17 protein-coding genes are annotated in these 15227 nt (G+C 70.2%); 7 read left to right on the top strand and 10 right to left on the bottom strand.

Annotated features, from left to right (window positions below):
• Positions 1-70: 70 nt before the first annotated feature.
• The 9 genes from era to hrcA all read right to left on the bottom strand — a co-directional run bounded on the left by era (position 71) and on the right by hrcA (position 8140).
• Positions 71-970: a GTPase Era gene (gene era, locus ACZ7SW_RS34735; RefSeq protein ID WP_470234597.1), complete on the bottom strand. Its 900-nt coding sequence runs from the start codon at positions 968-970 to the stop codon at positions 71-73.
• The gene (locus ACZ7SW_RS34730) at positions 967-1305 is read right to left on the bottom strand and encodes a cytidine deaminase (RefSeq protein ID WP_470234596.1); all 339 of its coding nucleotides are present in this window, start codon (positions 1303-1305) and stop codon (positions 967-969) included. The genes era and ACZ7SW_RS34730 overlap by 4 nt, the downstream gene beginning before the upstream one ends.
• The gene (locus ACZ7SW_RS34725) at positions 1298-2623 is read right to left on the bottom strand and encodes a hemolysin family protein (RefSeq protein WP_470234595.1); all 1326 of its coding nucleotides are present in this window, start codon (positions 2621-2623) and stop codon (positions 1298-1300) included. Before ACZ7SW_RS34725 ends, ACZ7SW_RS34730 begins: the two co-directional genes overlap by 8 nt.
• Positions 2624-2632: 9 nt before the next feature.
• Complete coding sequence (ybeY, locus tag ACZ7SW_RS34720) at positions 2633-3184, bottom strand: rRNA maturation RNase YbeY (RefSeq protein ID WP_470234594.1); 552 nt, start codon at positions 3182-3184, stop codon at positions 2633-2635.
• Positions 3181-4245 (bottom strand): PhoH family protein, encoded by a 1065-nt coding sequence (locus tag ACZ7SW_RS34715; RefSeq protein ID WP_470234593.1) that lies wholly within the window; start codon positions 4243-4245, stop codon positions 3181-3183. Before ACZ7SW_RS34715 ends, ybeY begins: the two co-directional genes overlap by 4 nt.
• A 94-nt stretch (positions 4246-4339) precedes the next feature.
• Entirely contained in the window at positions 4340-4717 is a 378-nt protein-coding gene (locus ACZ7SW_RS34710; protein WP_470234592.1) for a histidine triad nucleotide-binding protein, read from the bottom strand.
• A gap of 437 nt (positions 4718-5154) precedes the next feature.
• A complete protein-coding gene (locus tag ACZ7SW_RS34705; RefSeq protein ID WP_470234591.1) occupies positions 5155-5907 on the bottom strand; it encodes a 16S rRNA (uracil(1498)-N(3))-methyltransferase in 753 nt (250 codons plus the stop codon).
• A 2-nt stretch (positions 5908-5909) separates the two neighbouring features.
• The gene (gene dnaJ / locus ACZ7SW_RS34700; protein WP_037813614.1) at positions 5910-7073 is read right to left on the bottom strand and encodes a molecular chaperone DnaJ; all 1164 of its coding nucleotides are present in this window, start codon (positions 7071-7073) and stop codon (positions 5910-5912) included.
• 41 nt (positions 7074-7114) lie between these two features.
• Positions 7115-8140, bottom strand: a complete 1026-nt coding sequence (gene hrcA, locus ACZ7SW_RS34695; RefSeq protein WP_470234590.1) for a heat-inducible transcriptional repressor HrcA — start codon at positions 8138-8140, stop codon at positions 7115-7117.
• A 222-nt stretch (positions 8141-8362) separates the two neighbouring features.
• Here hrcA and ACZ7SW_RS34690 point away from each other — a divergent pair, with 222 nt between their 5' ends.
• The 5 genes from ACZ7SW_RS34690 to ACZ7SW_RS34670 all read left to right on the top strand — a co-directional run bounded on the left by ACZ7SW_RS34690 (position 8363) and on the right by ACZ7SW_RS34670 (position 11272).
• Complete coding sequence (locus ACZ7SW_RS34690; protein ID WP_470234589.1) at positions 8363-8884, top strand: YbaB/EbfC family nucleoid-associated protein; 522 nt, start codon at positions 8363-8365, stop codon at positions 8882-8884.
• Entirely contained in the window at positions 8884-9207 is a 324-nt protein-coding gene (locus tag ACZ7SW_RS34685; RefSeq protein ID WP_470234588.1) for a type VII secretion target, read from the top strand. The genes ACZ7SW_RS34690 and ACZ7SW_RS34685 overlap by 1 nt, the downstream gene beginning before the upstream one ends.
• Positions 9204-10472: a PPE domain-containing protein gene (locus ACZ7SW_RS34680; protein WP_470234587.1), complete on the top strand. Its 1269-nt coding sequence runs from the start codon at positions 9204-9206 to the stop codon at positions 10470-10472. Before ACZ7SW_RS34685 ends, ACZ7SW_RS34680 begins: the two co-directional genes overlap by 4 nt.
• Positions 10469-10978 (top strand): hypothetical protein, encoded by a 510-nt coding sequence (locus ACZ7SW_RS34675; protein ID WP_470234586.1) that lies wholly within the window; start codon positions 10469-10471, stop codon positions 10976-10978. The genes ACZ7SW_RS34680 and ACZ7SW_RS34675 overlap by 4 nt, the downstream gene beginning before the upstream one ends.
• A 150-nt stretch (positions 10979-11128) precedes the next feature.
• Positions 11129-11272 (top strand): hypothetical protein, encoded by a 144-nt coding sequence (locus ACZ7SW_RS34670; protein ID WP_470234585.1) that lies wholly within the window; start codon positions 11129-11131, stop codon positions 11270-11272.
• Between the two features lie 6 nt (positions 11273-11278).
• On the opposite strand, the gene ACZ7SW_RS34665 is transcribed toward ACZ7SW_RS34670, so the two are convergent.
• Positions 11279-12772 carry a CoA-acylating methylmalonate-semialdehyde dehydrogenase gene (locus ACZ7SW_RS34665; protein ID WP_470234584.1) on the bottom strand — a complete coding sequence of 498 codons (1494 nt, stop codon included), beginning with the start codon at positions 12770-12772 and terminating at the stop codon, positions 11279-11281.
• Positions 12773-12902: 130 nt separating this feature from the next.
• On the opposite strand from ACZ7SW_RS34665, the gene ACZ7SW_RS34660 reads away from it, so the two are divergent.
• Both ACZ7SW_RS34660 and ACZ7SW_RS34655 read left to right on the top strand, forming a co-directional pair.
• Positions 12903-14549 (top strand): PucR family transcriptional regulator, encoded by a 1647-nt coding sequence (locus tag ACZ7SW_RS34660; protein WP_470234583.1) that lies wholly within the window; start codon positions 12903-12905, stop codon positions 14547-14549.
• 28 nt (positions 14550-14577) lie between these two features.
• Positions 14578-14949 (top strand): SSI family serine proteinase inhibitor, encoded by a 372-nt coding sequence (locus tag ACZ7SW_RS34655; RefSeq protein ID WP_470234582.1) that lies wholly within the window; start codon positions 14578-14580, stop codon positions 14947-14949.
• Positions 14950-15227: the final 278 nt, after the last annotated feature.

The following is a 15227-nucleotide window of genomic DNA, read 5'->3' as shown; positions in this document are numbered from 1 at the left end:
CCCCTGGACAAATCGGGTGCGGTTCGGCCCGACGCTACCCGCCCGCGCCGCCGGACACGATCGGAACCGGTCAGAAACCCAGCCGGCGCAGCTGCTTCGGGTCGCGCTGCCAGTCCTTGGCCACCTTGATGTGCAGGTCGAGATACACCTTCGTGCCCAGCAGCCGTTCGATGTGCTTGCGCGCGGTCGCGCCGACCTCGCGCAGCCGTTCGCCCTTGTGCCCCAGGATGATCCCCTTCTGGCTGGGGCGTTCCACGTACAGCAGCGCGTGGATGTCGATGAGGTCGTCGCGGTCTTCGCGCGGGAGCATTTCCTCGACAGTCACCGCGATCGAGTGCGGCAGTTCGTCGCGGACGCCTTCGAGCGCGGCTTCGCGGATCAGCTCCGCGACGAGGATCTGCTCGGGCTCGTCGGTCAGTTCGCCGCCCGGGTACAGCTGCGGTCCCTCGGGCAGCCGCTGCACCAGCAGATCGGCAACGGTCTGCACCTGGAAACCGTCCACAGCGGACACCGGCACGAGGTCGGCGAACTCCATCACCTCTTGCAGCGCGACCAGCTGCTCGGCGATCTGGTCCGGCTTCACCAGGTCGGTCTTGGTGACGACGCCGAGCACCGGGGTGCGCCGGGCGATCTTCTTCAGCTCGGCGGCGATGAACCGGTCGCCGGGGCCGATCTTCTCGTTGGCGGGCACGCAGAACCCGACGACGTCCACTTCGGACCAGGTCTCGTGCACGACGTCGTTGAGCCGCTGGCCGAGCAGCGTGCGCGGGCGGTGCAGACCGGGCGTGTCGATGATCACCAGCTGCGCGTCGTCGCGGTGCACGATGCCGCGGATCGCGTGCCGGGTGGTCTGCGGTTTGCTGGAGGTGATCGCGACCTTCGTGCCGACGAGCGCGTTGGTGAGCGTCGATTTGCCCGCGTTGGGGCGGCCGACGAAGCACGCGAATCCGGAACGGTGCGGCTCGGTCACGGGCGTTGCACCTCGACCACGGCGCCGGACGGGTCGGCGCGGACGATCGGCGCCATCTTCGCGACGTCGCGGACCGCGTTCACGGACGCCTCGGCGACCAGCGCGTCGGCGGTGACCACAGCGGCGGCTTCGAGTCCTTCGGCGCCGCTGGACAAAGCGGCGGCGACGGCCGCTTGCAGCGCGGTGAGCTGGAACGAAGGCTGGTCGACGGTGGTCGCGGCGTAGGTGCGGCCGTCGGTGTCGCGGACCGCGGCGCCTTCGTCCGCGCCGGTCCGCGCGCGGGCCGAACGGGCCAGCGTGACCAGCTTCTGGTCCTCGGCGTCGAGGTCAGGCATGTTCGACTCTCCTGTCGTGCTCTTCGGGCTGGGGCGGGCGGGTGCGCGGGCGCGCCGACGACGGCCGGACGACCACGGACGTGATCCGCATCCGGCCGCGGCGGTCCTTGCCCCCTTCGGCGAACAGCCGAAGACCGGCGACCTCGGCTTCGGCCCCCGGCAGCGGGACCCTACCCAGTCGCTCGGCGAGCAGCCCGCCCACGGTCTCCACGTCGTGGTCTTCGAGGTCGATGCCGAACAGGTCGCCGAGGTCGTCGACGCCGAGCCGGGACGACACCCGGACCGAGCCGTCCTCGAGTTCCTCGACGTCGGGGCGTTCGTCGGCGTCGGATTCGTCGGTGATCTCGCCGACGATCTCCTCGAGGATGTCCTCGATGGTGAGCAGGCCGGCGGTGCCGCCGTACTCGTCCACCGCGATCGCCATGTGGTTGTGCGTGCGCTGCATTTCCTTGAGCAGCTCGTCGAGCCGTTTGGAGTCGGGCACGAAGCTCGCCGGGTTCATCACCGCGTCGACGACCGTGCTCGGCCCGTCCGGACCCATGTACTCGGGCATGAGGTCTTTGATGTTGACCACGCCGACGATGTCGTCCACCGAATCGTCGATCACCGGGACGCGGGTGAACCCGGTGCGCAGCGCGAGCGCGAGGGCCTGGCGGACGGTCTTGGTGCGCTCGATCCAGACGATCTCGGTGCGCGGCACCATGACCTCGCGGGCGACGGTGTCGCCGAGTTCGAACACCGAGTGGATCATCTCGCGTTCGGAGTCCTCGACGACGCCGCGTTCCTGGGCGAGGTCGACCAGTTCGCGCAGTTCGACCTCGGACGTGAACGGGCCTTCGCGGAAGCCGCGGCCGGGGGTGATCGCGTTGCCGAGCACGATCAGGAGCCGCGACAGCGGGCCGAGGACCGTGCCGAGGACGCGGACCGGTCCGGCCACGATCGTGCCGACGCGGTACGGGTGCTGGCGGCCGATGGTGCGCGGGCCGACGCCGATGATGACGTAGCTGACCACGACCATCACCACCGCGGACACCAGGATCGCCAGCCACAGCCGCTCGAACCACGCGACGAAGGACACGGTGACCAGCACCGTGGCGGTGAGTTCGCAGGCGAGCCGCAGCAGGAGCAGCAGGTTGATGTGCCTGCGGCGTTCGGCGACGACCGCGGCGAGCTGGCGGGCTCCGACGCGGCCGCTGCGGACGAGGCCGTCGACCCTGGCTTGCGACACCGTGCCGACCGCGGCGTCCGCGGCGGCGAACACGCCCGCGAGCAGCACCAGCGTCACCGCGATGACGACCTGTGCCGGGGGGTTTCCCATCGTCGGAGCCTAGGGCGTTTCCCCGGGCTGCGGCACGTCGAGCCCGGCGATGCCGAGCACGCGGTCGTCGACGTCGCGCTGCGCGTCGCGGGCCTGGTGCGCCGCGACCGCGGCCTGGAACTCGCCGAGGATCCGCTTCTGCAGCCCGAACATCTCGCGTTCCTCGGCGGGTTCGGCGTGGTCGTAGCCGAGGAGGTGGAGGCAGCCGTGGACGGTGAGCAGGTGCAGTTCGTCGATCAGCCGGTGGCCCGCGGTTTTCGCCTGGTCTTTCGCGAAGGCCGGGCAGAGCACGATGTCGCCGAGCAGCGCCGGGGACGAGTCGGGCGCGTCGGGGCGGCGCGACGAGTCGAGTTCGTCCATCGGGAAGGCCATCACGTCGGTGGGCCCGGGCAGGTCCATCCAGCGTTCGTGGAGGTCTTCCATCACCTCGAGGGTGACGCACAGGATGGACAGCTCGGCCAGCGGGCTGACCTCCATTTTCTCCAGCGTGTAGCGCGCGGCGGAGACGATGGACGCCTCGTCGACGTCGACGCCGGATTCGTTGGCGATCTCGATGCTCATCGGCGGGTGCCCTTCCAGCCGCCGTTCTGCTGCTCTTGCGCGTCCTGCACGGCCTGCCACTTCTCGTACGCGTCGACGATGTCGCCGACCAGTCGGTGCCGGACGACGTCCTGGCTGGTGAGCTCGGCGAAGTGCAGGTCCTCGACGCCGCCGAGGATGTCGCGCACGACGCGGAGCCCGCTGCGCTGCCCGCCGGGGAGGTCGATCTGGGTGATGTCGCCGGTGACGACGATCTTCGCGCCGAACCCGAGGCGGGTGAGGAACATCTTCATCTGCTCGGGCGTGGTGTTCTGCGCCTCGTCGAGGATGATGAAGGCGTCGTTCAGCGTCCGGCCGCGCATGTACGCCAGCGGTGCGATTTCGATCGTGCCCGCCTGCATCAGCCGCGGAATCGACTCCGGCTCGACCATGTCGTGCAGCGCGTCGTAGAGCGGCCGCAGATAAGGGTCGATCTTCTCGTTCAGCGTCCCCGGCAGGTACCCGAGCCGCTCGCCCGCCTCGACCGCCGGCCGCGTCAGCACGATCCGCGTGACCTGCTTGGCCTGCAACGCCTGCACGGCTTTCGCCATCGCGAGATACGTCTTGCCGGTGCCGGCGGGCCCGATGCCGAACACAATGGTGTGCTTGTCGATCGCGTCGACGTACCGCTTCTGGTTCAGCGTCTTGGGCCGAATGGTCTTGCCGCGCCGCGAAACGATGTTGAGGCTCAACACCTCCGCGGGCGACGCGTCGCCGCTGGAGAGCATCCCCACAGTCCGCCGCACCGTGTCCGGCCCGACCTGCTGCCCGCCGCCGGCAAGCTGCACCAGTTCGGTAAAAACACGCTCCGCGAACGCCACGTCGGCGGCGGCGCCGGTCAACGTGACCTCGTTGCCGCGCACGTGCACGTCCGCGGCCAGCAGCTCCTCGGCCACCCGCAAATTCTCGTCCCGCGACCCCAGCAGGCTCAGCTGAGCCCCCTCCGGGATCGGAAATCGAACCTGTGCCGCCCCAGCAGCAGTCGCCTCGGCCGATACCCGATTGTCAGGTCGGGCGGCTCCACCCGTCTCAGTTCCGGCCACGTGGCCTCGGTCCTGCTTTCTGCGCACTTCGCAAGTCAACGTACAGGGACCCCATAGATGCTACTTGTCCCCGACACCCACCCGCAGCCCGGTTTCAGTGCGCCCCGGGCTGAGGCTTCCCGAACAACCCCAGCTGCTCCCCGCCCAGCACATGCGCGTGCACGTGAAACACCGTCTGCCCAGCGTCACCGTCGGTGTTGAACACCACCCGGTACCCGCTCTCGACGATCCCCTCGAGCTCCGCGACCTTCCGCGCCGTCACCACCACCCGGGACAACAACTCCGGATCCGCCTCCGCCAGCTCCCCCACATTGCGATACCTCTTCCGAGGCACCACGAGCACATGCACCCGCGCCTGCGGATTGATGTCCCGAAACGCGAACGTGGCGTCGTCCTCGTACACGACGTCCGCCGGAATCTCCCCAGCAATAATCCGCTCGAACAACGTCTCCGCCGCACCCGCATCGCTCATAAGAACACCCTACAAAGCGCAGACACCCCAAGGCGACCGACGCACGACACGCAACCACCACCGCCCCACCAACGCGACCACCGCCCCACCAACGCGACCGACGCACCACACGCGACCACCGCACCGTGGGGGTCCGGGGGGCTCGGCCCCCCGGGAGCAATTGCCGAAACCGCCGCGGCGAAGGATCGCGCCAGCGATACGAAGACGCCGCGGCGCGGTGGAGCCTGGGGGTCGCTCCACCGCCGCCGCGGCTCCGCCGGACCGAGGGGGGAGGTGCCCGGCGGGGTTCTGGTTCGTACTCAAGAGTAATGCCCGCCCGCGGGCGGGCTGAAACCCTTGTGTTCGCACGTTGCGAAGCAGAGTAGCCGCCGGGGGTGCGGCGCGCCATCACCTGGTGCGGATGTTTAGGGGTTCTGCCGGGTTTTCCGGGTTTCGCGTCAGTGCCAGCGGCCGGTGAGGACGCCTAGCGCGCCGAGGGCGACGGCCGCCGCGGTGGAGGTGCGGAGGACGGTCGGGCCGAGGCGGACCGTCGTGGCTCCGGCTTCTTCGAGGGCCGCGAGTTCTTCGTCGGTGATGCCGCCTTCGGGGCCGACGACGAGGAGGACGTCGCCGCCGTCGGGCAGGTCGAGGTCGGTGAGTTTGGTGGTGACACCGGATTCGAGGACGAGGGTGGCGGACATCGTGGCGGCGAGTTGCGCGAGTTCGCGTGTGCCGACCGGTTCGGCGACGGCGGGCACGTGGGCGCGGCGGGCTTGTTTCGCGGCGGAGCGGGCGGTCGCGCGCCAGCGGGCGAGTGCTTTCTCGCCGCGGGGCCCGTCGTCCCAGCGGGCGACGCTGCGGGCGGCGCGCCAGGGCACGATCGCGTCCGCGCCTGCTTCGGTGGCCAGTTCAACTGCCAGTTCCCCGCGGTCGCCCTTGGCGAGCGCCTGGGCGACGTGAACGCGCAGCGCGGGCGGTTCCTCTTGCCAGCGCTCGAGAACGGTGAGTGTGACCGTCGCCGCACGACCCGCTTCGACGGCGTCCACGGCACAGCGGGCCATCGCGCCGGCTCCGTCGGAGAGCACGAGCTGCTCCCCCACGCGCAGCCGGCGCACGGTGGCCGCGTGCCGGGCTTCCTCGCCGTCGAGCAGCGCCCGGCCTTCGGCGGGCACTGCCGGGGCGAGGAAGACCGGCAGGGTGGTGTCCGGCACCGTCAGCGGTTCTTCGCGCGCAGCTTGGAGAACAGGCCGCCGTGCTTGCTGCCGTTGGCGGCGAGCGTCGGGACTTCTTCGCCGCGCTGCTGGGCCAGGTCGACGAGCAGGTCGCGCTGGGCCTCGTCGAGCTTGGTGGGCACCACGACGTCGATGTGCACGTGCAGGTCGCCGCGGCCGTCGACGCGGCCGGACGAGCGCAGCCGCGGCATGCCCTTGCCGGTGAGCACCAGTTCGGTGTTGGGCTGGGTGCCGGGTTCGATGTCGAGTTCGTAGTCGCCGTCGACCAGGGTGGCGATCGGGACCGTCGCGCCGAGCGCCGCGGTGGTCATCGGGATGCGGAAGTTGCAGTGCAGGTCGTTGCCCTCGCGGACGAACACCTCGTGCGGGGCCTCGTCGATCTCGACGTAGAGGTCGCCCGCCGGGCCGCCGCCGGGGCCGACCTCGCCCTGTCCGGACAGCCGGATCCGCATGCCGTCGCCGACGCCGGGCGGGATCTTCGCGGTGACGCCGCGCCGCGACCGGATCCGGCCGTCGCCGCCGCACTGGCGGCACGGGTCGGGGATGACCTCGCCGAAGCCGCGGCACACCGGGCACGGGCGCGCGGTGACGACCTGGCCGAGGAACGACCGCTGCACGGACTGGACCTCGCCGGCCCCGCCGCAGGTGTCGCAGGTCTTGGTGCTCGTGCCCTCGGCGGTTCCCGCGCCGCGGCACAGGTCGCAGACGATGGCGGTGTCGACGGTGATCTCACGGTCGACACCCGTCGCGCACTCCTCGAGGGTGAGGCCGAGCCGGATCAGCGCGTCGGAGCCGGGCTGCACGCGGCTGCGCGGCCCTCGGCCCCGTCCGCCGCCTCCGCCAGCGGCCCCGAAGAACGCGTCCATGATGTCGCCCAGCCCGCCGAAGCCGGCGAACGGATCGCCGCCTCCCCCGCCGCGGCCGCCCCCGTCCATCGGGTCGCCGCCGAGGTCGACGATCTTGCGCTTCTGCGGGTCGGAGAGCACCTCGTACGCGGTGGTCACCTCGCCGAAGCGGTGCTGGGCGTCCTCCGACGGGTTCACGTCGGGGTGCAGCTCACGGGCCAGCTTGCGGTACGCGCGCTTGATCTCCTGATCGCTCGCGTTCTTGGCCACCCCGAGGATCCCGTAGTAGTCCCTCGCCACGTTGCTCTGCCTTCTCCTTCGTGTTCCGCCCTCGCCGCCGGTCAGCGGCCGGACAGGATCTGCCCCACGTAGTTGGCGACCGCGCGGACCGCCGCGATCGTGCCGGGGTAGTCCATCCTGGTCGGCCCGACGACGCCCATTCCCCCGAGCAGCATGTCGTCCCGGCCGTAGCCGATGGACACGACCGAGGTGCTGCGCATCTGCTCGTCCTCATTTTCCTCACCGATCAGCACGGTGACCGCACCGGGGTTGCGGGCCGCGGCGAGCAGCTTCAGCACCACCACCTGTTCCTCGAGCGCTTCGAGCACCTGGCGCAGCGAACCGGGGAAGTCCGCGACGTTGCGGGTGAGGTTGCCGGTGCCGCCGAGCACGATCCGCTCCTCGGGGTGCTCGACCAGCGATTCGACCAGTGTGGTGCAGATCCGGGTGAGGTGGTCGCGCAGGTCCGCGGGAGCGGCTTCGGGCAGCTCGGCCACGTTCGCCGCGGCGTCGGCGAGGCGCCGCCCGGAAAGCGCGCCGTTGAGCACGGTGCGCAGCCTCAGCACGGTCTCCTCGGTGACCACGTCGCCCAGGTCCACGGTGCGCTGGTCGACCCGGCCGGAGTCGGTGATCAGCACGAGCATGAGCCGCGCGGGCGTGAGCGGGACCACTTCGAGGTGGCGCGCCACGGTGTTGGTGAGCATCGGGTACTGCACCACCGCGACCTGGCGGGTGAGCTGCGCGAGCAGCCGGACCGACCGGCGCAGCACGTCGTCGAGGTCGGTGCCGGAGTCGAGGAAGCTGGTGATCGCCCGCCGCTCGGCGCTCGACAGCGGCTTGATCTCCGAAAGCCGGTCGACGAACAGCCGGTAGCCCTTGTCGGTGGGGATCCGCCCGGCGCTGGTGTGCGGCTGGGCGATGTACCCCTCTTCCTCCAGGGCGGCCATGTCGTTGCGCACGGTGGCACTGGAAACGCCGAGGTTGTGCCGCTCGACGATCGACTTCGACCCGACTGGCTCCTGGTTCGAGACGTAGTCGGCGACGATCGCGCGCAGCACCTCGAAGCGACGCTCGTCCGTGTTCGCCACCGGCACCTCCTTCGCGGTCCTCCTGTGTACTCACAACGAGTTTACGGACCCGGCGGTGCCCGGCGCGCCCTCCCGTCCGGACAGCCCCGGGTAAATGGCTGGCAAACAATTATTAATAGCGACGAACCGGGCAACTGGGATCTTCGCTTGCACCGGGAACCGGAACCCGGTTTTCTGCCTCGGAAAGACTATGAACCACTCGATCCGAAAGCAGTGGCCGACATGAACGCACTTTCTCCCGAAATCGCCGAAATCCGGCAGCGGGCCGCGGAAGCGCAGGAACGGCTGAAGCACGTGTCGGCGACCGCGACGAGCCAGGACGGCGCGGTCACCGCGACCGTCAACACCGCCGGTGCTCTGCAGGAACTCCAGTTCGGCTCCCGCGCGGACGAGATGCCGCGGGCCGCTCTCGCCGCCGCCGTGCTGGCCACCGCCCGGCGCGCCCAGGCCCAGGCGGCGCAGCAGCTGACCGCGATCATGGCGCCGGTGATCGGCGAGAACAGCGACGCGATGAAATTCCTCGAAGAACAGATCCCGGAACCGGAAATTCCGGAGGAACCGGCGCCGCCTTCGACGCCGCAGCCGCAATTCTTCGACGCACAGGAGGATTCCGCCGCGCCGCCCGCCCGGCCCGCGGCTCCGCCCGCGCCGCCGTCCCGGCCCGCGCGACCCGCCCGTCCGCCGGCGGACCCGACGGATGACGACGACTACTACGGCGGCGGCTCGTTCCTGGGGAGGAACTGATGGCAGACGGATACCAAGTCCACCTCGAGGCGCTGCAGCAGCACAAGAGCGACGTGCAGGGCATCGCCGCCGGGGTGCACACCGCGGCGCAGGCGGCGGAACAGGGCCAGGCGCTGGGAGACGACTCCTTCGGCATCGTCGGCCTCCCGTTCGCCGCGGTGATGGAGGGCTTCACCGGGACCGCGAGCATGTTCATCGGCTTGGTGGCCGGTGCCGCCGACGACATCGCCGACCGGCTGGGTTCGGCCCACGAGGCGTACAGCGACCACGAAAAACAGACTGTCGGCACCGTCAACGGAGTCGGGAAGGAGCTGCCGGCATGAGCGGGAACCCGCTGGTCGCGACGAGCGAAGCCCCCTCGGGCGCGCTCACCAACATGGGGTCGTCGAGCAACGAGATGGACAATCTCAACGCCCAGACGTCCGGCACCGGCATCTTCAACGACGTCGCCTCGACCATCACCGACGCCCGCGCGGGCGACTGGGGCAACCTGATCCTGGACGGCGTCACCGACGGGCTCGACCTGCTCGGAGCCGCGATGGACCCGCTCGGCTCGCTGGCCGCCGCGGGCGTCGGCTGGCTGATCGAGCACATCAGCTTCCTCAAGGAAGGTCTCGACAAGCTCGCCGGCAACCCGGAGGCAGTCACCGCCAAGGCGACGACCTGGCAGAACATCTCCAAGCAGCTCGACGAGAGCGCGACGCAGTACCAGCAGGCCGCCGCCAAGGTGAAACCTGACTTCCAGGGCCAGGGCGGCTCCGCGTACCAGACCGCTGCCGCCGGGTACGTGGCCACGCTGAAGGGCGCGTCCGCCCAGGCCAAAGGCACCTCGGTCGGGATGACGATCGCCGCCGCGCTCGTCGGGACCGAGCGCGGCATCCTCCGCGACATGATCTCGTCGTTCGTCGGCGAGCTGATCATCAAGGGGCTGGCCGCGCTGGCGTCGTCCTGGTGCACGTTCGGCGGGACGGTCGCCGCGTTCATCGCCGACACGGTGGTCGAGGGCGGGATCCTCGCGGAGAAGATCTCCGGCCGGATCGCGAAGGTCGTGGAGCAGCTCGAGAAGCTCGCGCAGAAGGCGGGCAAGGCGAAGGGCGCGATCGAGGACGCCGCGAACGCGCTGCGCAAACTCGGCAAGAACGCGGGCAAGCTGACCGACAAGAGCGTCGACGCGGCCGCCTCCGTCGAGAAGAAGGCCAACAGCCTCAAGCAGGCCGGGGCGGACTGGGACAAGCTCAGCCGGGCCGAGAAGTGGGAGAAGGCCGGCGAGAAGGCCGAAGACTGGAAGAAGTCGGCGGGAGCCGACCTCCCGGACAACCTGTCCAAATTCGCCGAACCGAACCGCAGCTCCCTCAACCTGTCGAAGTGGAAGGAAGCCGAGGGCGGCGTGCCCAAGTGGAACACCGCCGACACGACCGGCGTCGTGGCCGAAGGGCGGCGGCAGGAAAACGAGCAGATCGACCGCTCGCACGAGTCCGCCGAGTCTTACGAGAAGGAACGCGCCCGAGAAGGCGGAGAGGGCGGCGGCGAAGGCGGCAGGCCGGAAAGCGGCGGTTCCGAGAGCGGCGGCGAGGGCGGTCCTCGATGACAGTGCGGCCCGCTGACCCGGCCGAGGTCGCGACCGCGAACTTGGCCGGGCGGCTGCACCCGTCCCAGCGATCCCTCCTGGTAGGCGGCTGGTTCCGGTTCCAGCTCGGGCTGGCCGGCGTGCTGATCGCGCTCGCGATCGTCCTGCCGCTGACCACGGGCGTCCTCGACGGGCCGCACCGCGGGCAAACCCTCGGCGCGGCACCGTTCGTCCTCATTCTGATCGTGGCCCTGCTGGTCAGCTGCCTGCGCAGCTACCAGAACCTGACCCGCCCGCTCACCGTCATCACCGGCTGGACCCACAACTTCGAGCAGGACGGCCAATCCCACGCCTACCCGATCTGCGTCCGGCACTACTTCGCCCGCACCTCGCAGTGGGAGATGAACGCGGGCGGCATCACCTACCGGCTCACCGAACGGCAGTTCGAATCCCTCCGACCCGACCGGAACAACACCGTCTGCCTGATCCCGCGCAGCAAACTCGTGGTCAACATCCTCCCGGCGTGACCGGGACCGGCGAGGTGGCCGCCGCCGATCTCGCCGGGAGGACGCACCGGAGCCAGCTCGGCGAAGCGCTCGGCTGCGGCTTCTGGGCGAATCCGCGCGCCGCTGACGATCCTCCCCGGGCATCCCGCGAGGTCCGGGCACCACCGAAAAATGGCAGCTCCGCGTGGGCACCGCACCCACACCGTCAGTCCGGACCGCGGGAAGCGGCTCGCGGCCGAGCTGGTCATCGCGGTGCGCCGCTTCGGGAACAGCGGCTCCGCGGCGAGCATCGTCGGCGAGAACGGCGTGTGGTGAACCGGGTCAGGAGTTCTTCGGGAACCCCAAGTTCACCCCCGCGTGCGACGTGTCCGGCCAACGGGACGTCACCACCTTCGTCCGCGTGAAGAAGTGGAATCCCTCCGGCCCATACGCGTGCGTGTCGCCGAACAGGGAGTCTTTCCAGCCGCCGAAGGAGTAGTAGCCGACCGGCACCGGGATGGGCACGTTCACGCCCACCATGCCCACTTCGACCTCGTTCTGGAAGCGGCGCGCCGCGCGTCCGTCGCCGGTGAAGATGGCGGTTCCGTTGCCGTACGGGTTGGCGTTGATGAGCGCCAGCGCGTCGTCGAAGCTCTCCGTTCGCGCGACGGACAGCACGGGGCCGAAGATTTCGTCGGTGTACACCGCCATACTGGGCGTGACGCGGTCGAAAAGCGTGGGGCCCAGCCAGAATCCTTCGTCCGCGCCGTCTGCTTCCACACCCCGGCCGTCCATTACCAGTTCCGCGCCTTCGGCCACCCCGGTGTCCACATAGGACGAAACGCGCTCGTGGTGTGCCCTGGTGACCAGCGGGCCCATCTCCGACGACGGTTTGCGTCCGTCTCCGACGCGCAGTTTTCGCATCCGGTCAACGATTTTGGCCACCAGTTCGTCCGCGATAGGTTCGACGGCGACCACCACCGACACCGCCATGCACCGCTCCCCCGCCGATCCGAAACCGGCTGACACGGCGGCGTCCGCGGCCAGGTCGAGGTCTGCGTCCGGCAGCACGATCATGTGGTTCTTCGCCCCGCCGAGCGCCTGCACGCGCTTTCCGTGGCTGGTGCCGGTTTCGTAGACATAGCGCGCGATCGGGGTCGAACCGACGAAGGAGATCGCCTTGACGTCCGGGTGCGCGAGCAGTCCGTCGACCGCGACTTTGTCGCCCTGCAGAACGTTGAACGCGCCGGAGGGCAGGCCTGCTTCGGCGAGGAGTTCGGCGATGAACAGCGCCGCGGACGGGTCCTTCTCGCTCGGCTTGAGCACGACGGTGTTGCCGCACGCCAGCGCGTTCGGCACGAACCAAAGCGGCACCATCGCGGGAAAATTGAACGGCGAGATCACGCCGACCACCCCGAGCGGCTGCGCGATCGAGTACACGTCGACGCCGGTGGAGGCGTTCTCGCTGAACCCGCCCTTGAGCATTTGCGCCGCGCCGCACGCGTACTCGACGTTCTCGATCGCGCGCGCGACCTCGCCCGCGGCGTCCGATTCGACCTTGCCGTGTTCGCTCGTCACGATCTTCGCCAGCTCGTGTTTGCGCGCCTGAAGCAGCTCGCGGAAGGCGAACAACACGCGCGTCCGCCCGGCGAGCGACGTGCCCCGCCAGCCTGGCAACGCGGCGGTCGCCGCGGCCACGGCCTGGTCCACCTCGGCCGGTCCGGCGAAGTCCACCTGGGCGCTGACCTGGCCGGTCGCCGGGTCGTACACGTCGCCGGTGCGTCCGGTGCCGACGACCGGCTTGCCGTCGATCCAATGGCTGATGCGGTCGGTCACGACGTCCGCTCCTTCCGGTCGGGTGCCCCCGAGTCTCCGGGCGAGGCGCCCGGGTCCGCCATCGACAACGTGTACGGACTACCCCTCTCCGCCGTACAGTCTGTGCCCTGCCGGCCAGCAAGGGAGACCGATGTACCCGACCGTCGCCGAGGCGCTCGCGTTGCCGGTGCTGCGCCAGGGCTGTCCGCGCGTCGTCGCGGGCAGCTCCGGGCTCGAACGGCGGGTGCGCTGGGCGCACGCGGCCGAGGTCGCCGACATCGCGCACCTGCTGCGCGGCGGAGAACTCGTGCTCACCACGGGCGTCGCGCTCCCGGACGACGACGCGACGCTGACCCGGTACGTCGCCGACCTCGCCGAAGTGGGCGTCGCCGGCCTGGTGGTCGAGCTGGTGCGGCACTGGAACGACCGGCTGCCGCGCGCCCTTGTCACGGCGGCCGAGCAGCGCGGATTGCCGCTGGTGACGCTGTCTCGCGAGACGCGCTATGTCGCGGTGACCGAGGCGGTGAACGGAATGATCGTGGACGCGCAGCTCGCCGAGCTCCGGGCGGCGGAACGGGTGCACGAAACGTTCACGTCGCTGACCGTCGCCGGAGCCGAACCCGCCGCGGTGCTGGCCGAGGTGGCCCGGCTGACCGAACAGCCGGTCGTGCTGGAAACCCTCGAACACGCAGTCCTCGCCTACGACACGGCGGGCACGGATCCGGGCGAACTGCTGATCGGCTGGCCGGCGCGGTCGCGGGTGGTGCAGGTCGGCGAGCGAACCGGCTACCACCCGGCGGCGGGCTGGCTGGTCACCGTGGTCGGCGCGCGCGGGCACGACTGGGGACGGCTGGTGCTGGTGTGCGCCGAACCGCCGCCGCACCGGTACCAGGTGGTCGCCGAACGAGCGGCCTCCGCGCTCGCAGTGCACCGTCTCGTCGCGCGCGACTCCGACACTCTCGAACGGCAAGCGCACCGCGCTGTGTTGACCGAACTGCTGAATTCGCCCGCGCCGACCGCGGAAATCCTCGCGCGCTCTTCTGCGCTCGCGGTGCCGCTGACGGGACGACAGCTGGTCGGTCTCGCGGTACGGCCGCGCATCAGCGCAACTACGCGACCGACGCTGTCTACGCCGCCGCTGTTGCGCGAACTGGCTGAAGCGACCGCGCTCGCGACGCGCCGCGCGAAGGTGTCCGCGCTGGTGTCGACCGACGAGACTGCCGTACGCGCGCTTCTCGCGCTCTCGCCGGAAGCCAACGCCGACGCCGTGCTTCAGCGCCTAGCCGCGGACATTCACGACGCGCGCGCTTCCGCCCCCGCTGCTCTCGGCGTAGGCACGACGGTCACGGGACCCGCTGAGGCACAACGCACTTTGGTCGAAGCCGCGCACGTCGCTGCCGCTGCTCTCGACGAGGCTGACGACCAACCGTTCCACCGCCTCAAGGACGTTCGGCTACGCGGCCTGCTGCACCTTCTCGCCGACGACGAACGCGTACACGCCTTCGCCGCGCGAGAATTGGGCCCGCTCCTGGAACGCGACGCTGCTTCCGGCAGCCGCCTCGTTCCAGCGCTGCGCCACTACTGCGCGCACGGCGGCAACAAGTCCGCCGCAGCCGTTGCCGCCCATACCTCGCGGACGGCTTACTACCAGCAACTCGCCCGCATCGAACAGGTGCTGGGAGTGCGACTGGAAGATCCGGAGTCGATGCTGTCGCTGTACGTGGCGTTACTCGCGCACGACCTCGGCGCCGCCACCCGTCCGAGCGAGGAAAACCCACCCGGACGAGGAGCACAGTGATCGGGTTCGGCGAGCCGATACCCCTCGTATGGTGTTCTCTTCCTTCGCTCCGGTCGCCGCCGCCCTGATCGGCTTCGGCGGCCTGGCCGCCCCGCACGTCCCGGAGTCCGTGCTGCAGCTGACCGTGCACGAGACCTCCGGGCGCGTCACGAGCGCGTCCCTGACCTGCGACCCCACCGGCGGCACGCACCGCCACCGCGACACCGCCTGCGCGACCCTCGCCGCGGTCGACGGCGATTTCGCCCGCATCGCCCCGCATCGGCAGAAGTGCACGATGATCTACTCGCCGGTGGACGTCACGGCGCTGGGCAGCTGGCGGGGCACGCGGGTGACGTACCGCGCGACGTACCCGAACAAATGCGCGGCAGACAGCCAGTCGAACGGGGTGTTCGCGCTGTAGGGCGTGGCTTCCGCGGTTCACGGCCCGGCGAGCGCGAAACGGCGACGGCCGCCGGGCCGCTTCCCACCGGAAGAGGCGGGATCAGTTGCCGCACTGAACAATTCGGCAGGGAGCCGTCGCGATCCTGCGTAGGCTGCGGCGTCGTGACGACCCCGACTGCCTTCCGCGAGCTGTACCACGTGGTGCACGAATACGCTGGCCCGGCGTTGTTCTCCGACGTGCTTTCCCCGTGGCTCGACGAGCACGCGGCCGCCGCGCGCGAGCTGCTCGCCCCGCTG

Source organism: Amycolatopsis sp. NPDC114484, assembly GCF_055633755.1.
The sequence above is the reverse complement of the archived record's forward strand: the minus strand, read 5'-3'. Positions and strand labels throughout refer to the sequence as shown.